Below are 12,839 nucleotides of genomic sequence, written 5' to 3' on the forward strand. Positions count from 1 at the left end.
CCCGGTTATAGCATTTTACAGCCCGATAAGATCACCGGGTGTCACATAAATACGGTGAAAACAACAGGATGGGGCAGAAATCGACATATAACCGGAAGGGTTAACCTATCGTCAGGCTGTCCAGCGCATCGCACAAGGCTTCCGTTTCCGCCAGAGAGGTCACCGACCCCGGCGAAAACCGCAGAATGCGACTGCGACAATCGCAATAAAAATTTTCGGACTTCAATGCGGTCATTATCGCCGTTGCCTTTTCAACGGAGACGGCTTGTGCCATCACACTGCCGCCGCGCTCTTCAGACTTTTCCGGCGAGACCAGCGTCAGTGTAGCGTTGGCAGCGATCCGTTCCACAATCATGCCGGTCGATAGTTCGTTGTGCCGGGCCAGTACGTCGACACCGGTCGCGGAAACAAAATCGAGGCCGGGTTGGGAGGCAATTGCCGCCAGCACGGCAGGCGTTCCGTGATCGAAGCGTCGCGCATCGTCGGCATAGGCAAACGTATCGAGATCCCAGGAAAATGGATTGGGTTGACTAAACCAGCCACGCAATTCCGGCTTGCACGTAGCCAGTAATCCCGGACGCACATAGATTACCCCTGCTCCCGAGCTTCCACAAAGCCATTTGAGAGACGATCCCACCACGACATCTATCTCTCCGACGGAAAAGGGACGAATGCCCACGCCCTGGGTGACATCCGCAACGATGATCGTATCCTGTTGCCTGCCGTGTTTGCAGATCAGGTCCAGATCGACACGCTTCGACGTTGTAGACGACACCCATGTGATCAATGCAATCGCAACATCGCTGCCCCAAGCGTCGATAAAGTCCTCGTCACGCACAAAACTCTCGCCCGGTCTCATGGGTACGGTTTCAAGCGTAAATCCGAACCGGGCCTGCAATCCAGCCAGCAAAAAATGCAGACTTGGAAAACAATCCGCGGCAGCCAGAATTCGGCGTCCACGCAATCGTTCATCAGGCAGTGCACCAATCAGACTGTAAAGGGCCAGCGTCACGTTCTCCACGGTCGTCATGGATTCCGCAGGAGCGCCAATCAACTTCTCCCAGCTTCGGATGAAATGCCCGCGCTCCGCCAGCATTGTCGGCCATTGAGAGTCATTTTCTGCTGACCATATGTCCGAGTAACGATCGAGTGCCGTTTTCACTTTTTCCGCTTTACCCGGGAAGGTACCTATCGAGTGATAGAGAAAATAACCGCTCATGTTCTGTCTGCCATAGTGCTGTTGCCGATGCCGCCGATGAAACCGGAATTCGATCTATCGGACTTTCTCCTTTTTGAAGCGCGCTTCAAGAAGCGCCACAAGGCGCACCAGCGGCAGCAGGAGGATGAGATAGATAAGCGCCGCGCCAATCAACGGTGTCGGGTTGGCATAAAGTGCCTGTGCGTCCTGCGCTTCCTTCAAAAGCTCGGGCAGAGCCACGGTAGATGCCAAGGCGGTGTCCTTGAACATGGACACACAATTGCTGGTAGTCGGCGGAATGATGATACGGATTGCCTGTGGCAAAACCACTTTCCACAGAGTAACCGGGAATGGAATTCCAAGGGCCGAAGCGGCTTCGAACTGGCCGCGCGGTACACTTTCGATGCCGGACCGGAACACTTCCGCCGAATATGCCGCCATAACCATGGAAAAAGACATGATAGCGGAGGTCCAGGCGGAAAAGCGTATCCCGATGAATGGCAGTGCATAATAGATCAGGATCAGCACGACCAGGACCGGCATGGCACGGAATACGTCAATATAGGCAATCGCGAGATAACGCAGCACCTTCGGTCCGTAGATACGAACAATACTGATCAGCAAGCCCGACAGAACACCAAAGAAAATGCTGGCGATACCGATAAGAAACGTATTGAGCAGGCCGCGTCCGAGCGCCGGCAGGCTCGAAACGAGAACCTCGGTGTTCAGGAAGGTTTCGACGAATGTCATATTGGCGTCCTTCGCAGGCAAATCCTGGGAGCGCACGACCGGTCAGTTTTGAGAAGTAACGGTCGAAGATGGGCCGGTCCTGCAAATGCGGCCCACCTGTCACCACGTCAAAAGATTATGGCTGTGGGATCGGTACGACGGTAACCGTCGAGGAATTGGCTGCAGGGTCCGTCCCGAACCACTTTTTGTGAATAGCCGCAGTGGTGCCGTCCTGCTTCATGGCGGTGATTGCGTCATTGAGCTTGCCGAGCAACGGATGGTCCTTCGCCATCATCAGACCGTATTGTTCGCCAGTCTGAATCCGGTCCTTCACGGCATAACCCTTCATTTTGAGAAAGAGATGTTCCATGCCCGGTACGTCAGAAATGACCGCGTCAATACGGCCTGCACCGAGATCGAGAAACAGATCCTGTTGAGAGTTATAGCCCTTGATATCGGAGAAGCCTTTGGCTTCCTTGTTTTCCTTCACCCATTTCTCGCCAGTAGAGCCAGAAAGAGCGCCGACGGTCTTGCCCTTCAGATCGGCCAGTCCCGTAATGGCACTATCGGCCTTGGTGGCTACCCCGATGTCAGAATCATAATAAGGCTGGGTGAAGGACTGCGATTTCAGGCGTTCAGGCGTGATGGTTATGGACGAAACCGCCACGTCGATACGCCGTGAAGTGGTTGCGGCGAACAGTGCCTGAAACCCGTAATCGGCAATTTCCGGCTCCATTCCTGCCCGTTTGGCGGCCTCGGTCGCCATATCGATTTCGAATCCTTCGAATGTCCCGTCGGCATTCTTCAACTCGAAAGGGGGGTTGCTGGGATAAGCACCGATATTGAGCGCGTCAGCAGCCAGAGACGCGGTTGTCATGGCAAAGGCACTCGCAAGGCCTGCCATAGCCAGAAAAGTACGGCGACAGATCATCATATTGTTATTCCCTCTATGGGTCGTTTCTTTTCGGTAGAAGTCTCTGACCCTACCAGTGCCGACCTATTTGATTATTTGATCACACGGCATTTTAAGTTTCAACTAAAATCGCATTTGCCTGGGCAACCACACCGTCACGAAAACGTTGCCAGTCACTCAAAGAGAGCCGAAGAACCGCTGAAGGCGATCCATGGCCTCATTGACACGCGCAAGCGATTGCGAACCGAAGCAGACACGCAAATGCCCTTCGCCGCCCGCTCCGTAAAAGCTCCCCGCCTCCAGGACAACGCCTGCCTCTGTCATGATGCGCTCAGCGATGTCCTGAGACTTGAGACCCAGTGCAGCGATTTTAGGAAACGCATAAATCGTGCCTTCTGGCCAGTCGCACGTGACACCCGACATCTGGTTTAACCGCGATACGACAATGTCGCGTTTCACTTTGTCTTCCGTCACCAGCTCGGCCAATATCTCCTCCGGGCCGGAGACCGCCGCCAGCGCGCCCGCCTGAATAAATGTATTCACATGAGTGACGTCGTTGGTCGTGATCTTCAAGATGCCTTCGATCAGATGCGGGGGCGCCGTGAGGTAACCGAGCCGCCAGCCATCCATGGCAAAACTCTTGGTGAAAGCAAACATTGAAATCGTTCGCTCCTTCATGCCGGGCAACGAAGCGATTGAAACATGGCGCGCACCATCGAACAGTATCTCTTCGTAGACCTCGTCCGAAACCACAACAAGATCGTGACGGCGAGCAATGTCCGCCAGAACTTCCAGTTCCTCGCGACTATAGACCCGCCCTGTGGGGTTGCACGGATTAATCAGAACAATCATTTTCGTGCGGGCTGTGATCTTCGGCTCGATCAGTTCCGCCTTGATGGAAAAACGGTCGCTGGCATCCAACGGTGCTAGAACGGGTTTGGCTCCAGCAAGTTCTATCTTGCCTATATGTTGGGGATAATAAGGCTCCAACAGGATTGCCTCATCTCCTGGGTCGAGCAGCGCCATGAAAGCTGCAAAGGACGCGTGAGTCAGCCCGTTGGTGACGACGATATCGGAAGCGGAAACATCCATATCGTTCTTTTCACGCAGGCGGGCGGCCAGCGCTTCGCGCAATTTCGGAATGCCCTGAAAATGCGAGTAATGGACATCGCCAGCCATCAACGCATTGACCGTCGCCTCTTTGATATGCCGGGGCGTATCGGCATGTGGGCTGCCCAGCTCCATGTGGATGAGGTCACCTGCGCCAAGCGCCGCCGCCCGGGCATACATGCCAAAGGACTTTTTGGAGCTTTCGGTGATACGTTTGGCAAGGCGGACCATGAATCTATCTCTCCTGTTGTTCTCCGCCTTTGCCCTTCGCCCTGCAGCGATGGTCAAAGCCAGCCTTCCAGCGACTTAATCAGTCGGCGCGCTCAAGCCAGCACCGCCCGGTTCCGCTGTTTTCACATTTTTGTTCTGAGCAGGCCGCATGAGCGCGGCTTCAACCTGGATCGTTATCCGACGTTCATTTACATCTAAGGATCATTTGATCAAATTAGCAAGTGGAATCTTCCATGACAATTTCCGTTCGCACAGAAATAAACCCGGCCATCAATAACTAATTGATATTATTTATATTTAATCCAGACGCTGGCACAAGGACAGGAGAACAATCGGAGCCTTATCGAACAATCGACAATGAGTGGACACTATTCTTCATCGTCATCCATGAGGTGATTGCCTACCGATTTCTTGACGAGCTTCATATCTCTCAACAACGAAGCGATCGTGTCGCGGTCAACCTCAGCCATCAGGTCACGTAACCAGCTTTCGTGGACCTGTGCCATTTTTGCAAAAACCGCCTGCCCCGAATCGGTCAATCGCGCGACAGTGACGCGCCTGTCGGCACCGGGCGTCTCACGACGGACCAGCCCATCGGCTTCCAGCCGCTCGATTAAACCGGTGATGTTGCCATTGGTCACCATGGTCCGCCGCGAGAGTTCCCCCAACCGTAACCCATCCGGTTCCCGATAAAGCTGAGCAAGAATGTCAAACTGTGGCAGCGTAACGCCAAATTCATTGCGCAGACGGCGGCGGATTTCCTGTGAAACCAGTCTGGTTGTTGCCAGCATACGCAGCCAGAGACGCAGTTCCTGTTTTTCGCCCTCATCGGCTTCAGTGACTATAAATTCGAGGTCCATTATTACTGCCCGATGCATTTCGTTGCGCTGCAATCAACGAGAATTGCCCCAGGCAGCCGATATTTCAAGTCTAAATCAACCTGATCACCCTAGCCCTGCCCTTTATTGGTCAACAGGTCACGTCAAAACCTTCCATTAACGCAATCGAACGTTGAAGAATCCAGTTCTGAGCACCGCCGACATACAGACTCAGTTTGCCCAGCCATCCAATATTATACTTGAATGCATATATTCAGGTTACTTCCCCCGATGTTTCATTGCCAGTTGCACAAAGCCATACCAATCAAAAATTCATGGCAAACAGGGTTTTGCGACGCGCATTCTTTAGCCACTGGAAAACTCCATGGAGATTTTTACAAAAGAGATACTTGCAAGAGCATATTCCCTGCCATAGGCTTCGAACCAACGTCCGAAAGAGACCGGTTCATCAAGGACCGTACAATAATGCTGGCGCCGGCTCAGGACGAAATGGGGATTTTATGAACGATACATCTGCTCTTTCAAGTCTCGCGTCCGGACTACTGTCTGGCGCCGTCAAGGTAGTTGACATCACCGCACCACTCGGTCCGGATACGCCTGTCCTTTACCTTCCCCCACAATTCGGCAAAAACACGCCTAACGTCAAAGTTCACACTATCAGCCAATACGATCAAGACGGTCCGTTCTGGGCGTGGAACTGGATAGAGCTAGGCGAACACACCGGCACCCATTTCGATGCCCCCTGTCACTGGATCACCGGCAAGGATCACTCCAACAACACCACCGATACGATCCCGCCACAGAACTTCGTTGCACCCGTAAACGTGATCGACCGTTCCGCACAGGCCGCCGCCGACGCCGATTATCTGCTGACGGTGGACAGCATCAAGGAATGGGAAGCAGAGCATGGCGAAATTGAAGCCGGATCATGGGTTTTGATGCGTACCGACTGGTACAAGCGCAATGGTTCGGTCGATACATTTCTGAATGCCGATGAAAACGGCCCACATTCTCCAGGGCCAACGGTTGAAGCAATCGAGTATCTGCTTTCCAAAGGCATCATCGGTTGGGGCCAGGAAACAGTCGGTACGGATGCAGGATCCGCAGGAGCCATGACCCCACCGTTTCCAGCACACAATCTTATGCACAAGGCAAACCGATATGGACTGGCAAGCCTGAGTAACCTCGACCAACTGCCTGCCAAGGGTGCAATCCTGATCGCAGCACCCCTGAAATTCGTGAAGGGCACAGGATCGCCAGTCCGCGCGCTCGCACTCGTCGTCTAGAGCATTTCCAGCAAAAGTGCGAAGCGGTTTTGCGTAGGATAATGCGACGAAACAAATACTTAGAGCGGTTCCAGGGACTCCGTTTTAACTGGAACCACTCTAGGAAAAATCGATCGGACATTAGCCTCTGCGGCATGGCAAGGTTCCACACCAAGCTATGAAGCGTTAGCATGAATATTCTTTGCTCTCGTACTGATCGGGCTTGACGATATCGCTTCTGCAAGAAACAGGGTGCCGATTGACCCTATCGGCACCCTAAGAAATACATTGAGATGTTCTGCGATCCGCACGAACTGTCCGTGCTCATTTCAATCGCTCCGCACGGTATCAAAATCCGATATATTCAGATTTAAAATCGAACAACCAGAATTGTCGCCAGACACGACAGACCAGTCCGTCAGTTAGCATGTGAAGGCTACTTTGCTAAATTCAACGTTTTGAATACAAATAGGGAGAGAATATCTCCTCGACTGCGCGGTTATCGCAAAGTTTCTGAATGAAGTGACGCAAGTTACAAGGGCAATAACCAATATTTTATTCGTCGCGATAACTAATACCAAAACTCGATGATTCAAACTCATCGAGTTTTGGTTAAGCCTGTGCGGCGATTGAGCATTTTCGGGGCGTGATGCGTTAGCATCTCAGCGCCCTAGTATAAGAGTGTTGGCTTTATCTTCGGAGAATATTGTTCATGATCGATCGTGACGCAGTAACCCGCAAAGACACCCTGCAAACAGGCACTCCTTTCTGGGTCAGAACACCAAACTCCACCGTGCAGGCAAATCAACACCTACCTTGTGAGTCTTTCGACGTCATTGTGGTCGGAGCGGGCATCTCGGGAGCTTTAATGGCGGAAGCGATGACACGCATTGGAAAACGCGTACTAATCGTTGACCGGCGGCCACCGGTACGGGGTTCGACCTCGGCTTCCACTGCAATGATTCAGCATGAAATCGATATACCTTTGACAAGGTTGCACACTAAAATCGGTGATGAACCAGCCAATACTGCCTGGCAACGGTCAGCACAGGCAGTTCAGGAGTTGATTCATTTATCGGTCGGACTGAAGCTCAATTGCCAGATGGCTCGCAAGTCAGCGCTTTATCTGGCAGGCAACGAAATGGGAGCGCAAGCACTAGCCAATGAGGCGGCCGCCCGCAACAAAATCGGCATCAAGGCTGATTATCTCAACCACGCCGCACTCATGGAGCGCTTTGGACTGGACAGGCCTGCCGCGATTTTGTCAGACGTTTCTGCATCAGCTAATCCCGCGCAACTGACCGCCGGGCTGTTGCGCGCGGTTCTAAAGCGCAATGCCCAGATCATTTCCCCGGTCGAGATTACCGACATGGCAGAGTTACCTTCTGGCGTCGCCTTGGCGACACGACGAGGCGAGGTTCTGGCAGCGGAATATGCGGTATTCTGCACCGGTTACGAGTATCTTCCTCAGATGGAAGCGAAATCACATAGCATTGCGTCTACCTGGGCGCTGTCTTCGAAACCATTGCATAATGTACCAGCGTGGATGCGAGACATGCTGGTCTGGGAAGCTGCAGATCCTTATCTCTACCTGAGAACCGATAAATTCGGACGCATCATCGCCGGCGGGGAGGACGAACAATCACAAAACAGCAACGACGACCCGAAGAAATTGGAAAATAAGGCGACGATCATCGCACGGAAGCTGAATGATCTCATTGGGGTCGCGATAGATAAGCCGAACTATATCTGGTCTGCACCCTTTGGTATCACGAAAGACGGCTTGCCGATTATCGACCGTGTTCCAGGATATGAACGCATTTTCGCAGCGATGGGTTTCGGTGGCAACGGTATCACCTTTGCGATGATCGCATCGCAAAACATCACGGCCGCGATCGCAGGCGAGCCAATTCCTGATGCGGAACTCTTCCGACATCGTTGATACAAAAACGGTGTCGGGCCTCTTACAGCATAATCCGGCCGGATTGAAACGAAGACGATCAAGATTATTCTTGAAATAGAATAAGTTAGAGCGCCAATCTGATCCAATCAGATAGAAACGTGCTCTAACGTCGCCCGATCGTTATCAGGAAACCGCCCTGCCCCCGGCCATATAACCCGGTGCATAATCTTGCATTATGAAATGATTTACAAACCTGACACATGCGGCATGCTGGGGCGTGCGTCGCGATAACAGGTTAAACTTCTCTTTTCAGCTCATCATGAGCATTGCCTTGCGTTGGAGTATTGACTTTTGTCAGCATCGATGACTAATGTCAGAACCTCCAACGGAAGAACCCATATGCCCGTCCGACCGATTGACCAGATCATCCACAAAGCCGCCTGGCTCTATTACACGCACGGCCTGCGGCAGGATGAAGTTGCCCAGCGGCTCGAAATCTCTCGTGCCTCGATCGCCATGTATCTACGCAAGGCGCGCGAAATGGGAATTGTCACGATCTCTACCTCTTCGCAGCTTTTTTCGGACGATGTTCTGGCTAGGGAATTGGAAGACGCGACAGGTCTGACCTCTGTCTGGCTGGTACCGGAAGACCGCCAGGCGATGGACCCCGCAGCGGAAATGCCGGTGGTCGCCGCCACTGTTTTCCTCGAACTCCTCAACAAGGGCGACCGGGTCGGCGTCGCGTGGGGCCGCACCGTCTATCACATTGCCGACGTGATGCCCTTCGCTGACCTGAGTGGCGTTACCGTCGTCCAGCTCTGCGGCAATCTCGGTGCGCCTTATTCCTACCGGCCAGACCAGTGCACCACGGAAATCGCTCGTCGCCTCAATGCGGAAGGCATCAATTTCTATGCGCCGCTCGTGCTTTCGTCCGAGCGCCTTGCCGACGAACTGCGCGGCGAGCCTGTCATCAAGGAGCAGCTCGCAACAATCTCGGATTGCGATCTGGCGCTTTATTCCGTCGGGGGCATCGAGGACGACAGCCATCTTGTCAAATGCGGCGCGCTTTCGGCTGCCGACATGCATGCCATGGGCGAAAAGGGCGCAGCCGGCGTCATTGCCGGCCAGTTGATTGATCGCGATGGCCAGTGGCTGGATTGCAATCACAACCGGCGCTGCATTTCCGCCGATCTCGATTCCATTCGCGCCATCAAGAAGCGCATGCTCGTCGTACAGGAAGACAACAAGTTCGATCCGCTGATGGCAGCGCTGAAGGGCGGCTTTGCCTCCCACCTTGTCGTCACCACTTCGATGGCGCGACGCATTCTGGAGCGCTGGACCAAGGAAAGACTCGTCAAGAGTGATTTGGGCCAGGGCGGTTTGGATAAGGCGTGAAAGAATATTTGGGTCCACCGATGCCGGTCGGACCGGTTTATCGGGAGGCTGAACACCATGGAAAATCTCTGGCGTGATGAAGAGGCGGAAAAAGTCGTTACCGACTATGCCGCAAAGGGCATTAACCGCGATCTCGCACTGCGTACCTATACGACACGGCTTCTAGGCGGCGAGCCAAGGCTGGTTCTGCACGGTGGCGGCAACACATCGGTAAAGACCGAGGTAACCGATCTCGTCGGCGATGCTCATGCGGTCCTATGCGTCAAGGGCAGCGGCTGGGACATGGGGACGATCGAACCGGCAGGACTCCCGGCCGTAAAAATCAGTGCGCTCCTCAAGAGCCGCAAGCTCGCAAAACTCTCGGACGAAGACATGGTGACGCTGCTGCGCGCCAATCTGATCGAACCCTCAGCTCCGAACCCGTCGGTGGAAGCATTGCTGCATGCCTTCCTACCGCACAAATTCGTCGATCACACCCATTCGACTGCCATCCTTGCCATTGCCGACCAGGCGAAGAGCCGGGAGATGAGCGCCGAGTTATTCGGCACGAAGATGGGTTTCGTGCCCTATATCATGCCAGGCTTCGCGCTTGCCAAGGCCGCAGCGGAGGTTTTCGAACAGGACCCGACAGTCGAAGGTCTTGTCCTCGACAAACACGGCATCTTCACATTCGGCGCGACGGCGAAGGAAGCTTATGACCGGATGATCCACTATGTCACAATCGCAGAGGATCACGTCAAGAACAACGGTCGCAATCCGTTCACACCCGCTGCCCTGCCCCCTTCGCTGGCAAGCCCGGGTGACATCGCCTCCATGCTGCGCGGCGCCGTGGCCGTTGATAAGGGAGAAGGCCGCTACGACCGGATGATTAGCGTATTCCGCACGTCTCCGGCCATTCTCGATTTCGTCAATGCCAGCGAAGTTGCGGACATGGCAGCACGCGGTGTCTCCACACCCGACCTTTCCATCCGCATCAAGACCGGACCGATGGTGTTGCCTGCACCTGCCACGGACGACCTTGCCGGTTACCGCGCGGTTATCGATCAGCATGTCGCCGCCTTCGCCGCCGAATATACAGAGTACTTCCACAACAACGACGGGCGCGACAACGTCAAGCGCACCATGCTTGATCCTATGCCGCGCCTGACATTGGTGCCGGGCCTTGGCATGTTTGGCCATGGCCGGACCTTCAAGGATGCGACCATCGCCAGCGATGTTGGTGAGATGTGGATCGAAGCGGCGCGCGATGCCGAATGCGTCGGTCGTTTTGAACCAGTCAGCCGTCCTGATCTCTTCGACCTTGAATACTGGTCGTTGGAACAGGCGAAGCTCGCGGGCGCCAAGCCGAAGCCGTTCACGGGACAGGTCGCGGTCGTCACCGGCGGCGCGGGGGCCATCGGTGTTGCCGTCGTCAAGGCATTCGCAGCCGAGGGCGCTCATGTCGTAGCGCTTGATCTCGACGGCGAGAAGGCCGCGGCGGCTGCCAAGGCTGCCGGAAATAACTCCATCGGCATTGCCTGCGACATCACCGACCCCACCTCTGCACGTGTTGCCTTCGACAAGGCCGTGGCGACCTTTGGCGGCATCGATATTGTCGTGTCGAATGCGGGGGCGGCCTGGGAAAGCCCGATTGCCACGATGGACGATGCGCTGCTGCGCAAGAGTTTCGAGCTGAATTTCTTCGCCCACCAGACTGTCGCACAAAATGCCGTGCGCATCATGAAGGCGCAGAAGACCGGCGGCGTACTGCTGTTCAATGCCTCCAAGCAGGCAGTCAATCCCGGCGCGAAATTCGGCGCTTACGGACTGCCGAAAGCGGCAACGCTTTTCCTGTCACGGCAATACGCGCTGGAGCACGGTGCCGACAACATCCGCGTCAATGCCGTCAATGCAGACCGCATCCGCTCCGGCCTGCTGAACGATGAGATGATCGCCAACCGTGCGGCGGCGCGGGGCCTCTCCGTCAAAGAATATATGGGCGGCAACCTGCTCGGCCTCGAAGTGACGGCAGAAGACGTCGCTCGCGCCTTCGTGCACCACGCGCTCGCCGAACGCACGACTGCCGACGTGACCACCGTCGATGGCGGCAACATTGCAGCCGCTATGCGCTGATCTTCCGGGTTGAGGGCAGGCAACTGCCCTTCCCTCAACCGGCTATACAAAAGGGGCGGCCCGATGGACCGCCCCTTTCTTCATTCCATCATCCCCGAATTCAGGGCTTTGGCATCCATGCGGGCATAGCGACATCGGCATGAGAAAACTGCGGCAGCTTCACACCGAGTTCTTCCATGTTCTTGATGTCTTGATCGTTGAGATCTTTCTGCGTGATCAGCGTCGGCGGTACGATGACCTGCTTGCCTGGATTTTCGCCAGCAAGCAGCATGGCAAGCGAACGTACGGAAACCTGACCGACCACAGCCGGGTTGGTCGCGGCCGTCGCAACCCATGCAGAACCGGATTCGCGCATGGCCGCGATGTCGGAGGTCGAGATATCGGCCGAGTAAATCTTTACGTCGGATGACATGCCAGCTTCGTCGACGGCAATCTTCACACCCTTGGCGAATTCGTCATAAGGAGCAAACATCACGGTTATATCGGGGTTGGCGGAAATCACCGAACGTGCCTGATTGGCGACCGAATTGGCGATAGGATTGTCCATCGTACCAAATTGGGCAGCTTCGTTGATGCCCGAATACTTCGCCTTGAACTCTTTCCATGTCTCGTCACGACGATCAAGCGGCGCAATGCCTGCAACATAGACATAGCCAGCCTTGAAGCTCTCACCATTGTCCTTGATCGCCTGTTCGAGTGCCAAACGAGCGAGGTCATGATCGGACTGTTCAACCTGAGGAATCTTCTCGTTCTCGACGTTTACATCGAAAGCAACGACCTTGATTCCCGCATCGACCGCGCGCTTGGCCGCTTCCTTCATGGACTCCGTCAAACCGTGCTGGATAATGATGCCCTGAACGCCGAGTGCGATGGCCTGATCGACCATATCTGCTTGAAGGGCCGCATCCTGACGGCTGTCAAACACCTGTAGCTGGACACCCAGCGACTTGGCCTGCGCTTCCACACCGGCGAGGTATGACTGGAAGAAATCACCGGTCGAAAGATAGCGGACCAATGCGATCTTCACATCACCGGGCTTGTCGAAAGGTTTCGGCATATCTGCAGCAAGGGATGGCGCGGCAAAAGTTGCCGCGGCCATCAGCCCGAGCGTCAACTTGCCCAGGGTTCTACGAGTAAAATTCAT

At 54.7% G+C, this 12,839-nt stretch carries 10 protein-coding genes; 4 read left to right on the plus strand and 6 right to left on the minus strand.

The genetic code is table 11. The features are described from left to right. Positions 1-100: 100 nt before the first annotated feature. The 5 genes from ACYSN1_RS09410 to ACYSN1_RS09430 all read right to left on the minus strand — a co-directional run bounded on the left by ACYSN1_RS09410 (position 101) and on the right by ACYSN1_RS09430 (position 5,041). Complete coding sequence (locus ACYSN1_RS09410; protein ID WP_461725434.1) at positions 101-1,219, minus strand: aminotransferase class V-fold PLP-dependent enzyme; 1,119 nt, start codon at positions 1,217-1,219, stop codon at positions 101-103. 54 nt (positions 1,220-1,273) lie between these two features. Continuing rightward, entirely contained in the window at positions 1,274-1,948 is a 675-nt protein-coding gene (locus ACYSN1_RS09415) for an amino acid ABC transporter permease (protein WP_461725435.1), read from the minus strand. Positions 1,949-2,063: 115 nt separating this feature from the next. Next, complete coding sequence (locus ACYSN1_RS09420; protein ID WP_461725436.1) at positions 2,064-2,861, minus strand: ABC transporter substrate-binding protein; 798 nt, start codon at positions 2,859-2,861, stop codon at positions 2,064-2,066. A 156-nt stretch (positions 2,862-3,017) separates the two neighbouring features. Continuing rightward, positions 3,018-4,181 (minus strand): pyridoxal phosphate-dependent aminotransferase, encoded by a 1,164-nt coding sequence (locus ACYSN1_RS09425; protein WP_461725437.1) that lies wholly within the window; start codon positions 4,179-4,181, stop codon positions 3,018-3,020. 368 nt (positions 4,182-4,549) lie between these two features. Further along, positions 4,550-5,041: a MarR family winged helix-turn-helix transcriptional regulator gene (locus ACYSN1_RS09430; protein WP_461725438.1), complete on the minus strand. Its 492-nt coding sequence runs from the start codon at positions 5,039-5,041 to the stop codon at positions 4,550-4,552. Positions 5,042-5,520: 479 nt separating this feature from the next. Between ACYSN1_RS09430 and ACYSN1_RS09435 the strand changes: the two genes are divergently transcribed. The 4 genes from ACYSN1_RS09435 to ACYSN1_RS09450 all read left to right on the plus strand — a co-directional run bounded on the left by ACYSN1_RS09435 (position 5,521) and on the right by ACYSN1_RS09450 (position 11,695). Further along, a complete protein-coding gene (locus tag ACYSN1_RS09435; protein WP_461725439.1) occupies positions 5,521-6,306 on the plus strand; it encodes a cyclase family protein in 786 nt (261 codons plus the stop codon). Positions 6,307-6,997: 691 nt separating this feature from the next. Beyond that, positions 6,998-8,227: an NAD(P)/FAD-dependent oxidoreductase gene (locus tag ACYSN1_RS09440; protein WP_461725440.1), complete on the plus strand. Its 1,230-nt coding sequence runs from the start codon at positions 6,998-7,000 to the stop codon at positions 8,225-8,227. A gap of 324 nt (positions 8,228-8,551) precedes the next feature. Further along, positions 8,552-9,583 (plus strand): sugar-binding transcriptional regulator, encoded by a 1,032-nt coding sequence (locus tag ACYSN1_RS09445; RefSeq protein ID WP_461725441.1) that lies wholly within the window; start codon positions 8,552-8,554, stop codon positions 9,581-9,583. Positions 9,584-9,640: 57 nt separating this feature from the next. Continuing rightward, positions 9,641-11,695, plus strand: a complete 2,055-nt coding sequence (locus tag ACYSN1_RS09450) for a bifunctional aldolase/short-chain dehydrogenase (RefSeq protein ID WP_461725442.1) — start codon at positions 9,641-9,643, stop codon at positions 11,693-11,695. 100 nt (positions 11,696-11,795) lie between these two features. On the opposite strand, the gene ACYSN1_RS09455 is transcribed toward ACYSN1_RS09450, so the two are convergent. Next, on the minus strand, positions 11,796-12,839 hold the full coding sequence (locus tag ACYSN1_RS09455) for a substrate-binding domain-containing protein (protein WP_140019220.1): 1,044 nt from the start codon (positions 12,837-12,839) through the stop codon (positions 11,796-11,798).

Source organism: Brucella sp. LJL56, from assembly GCF_054871705.1.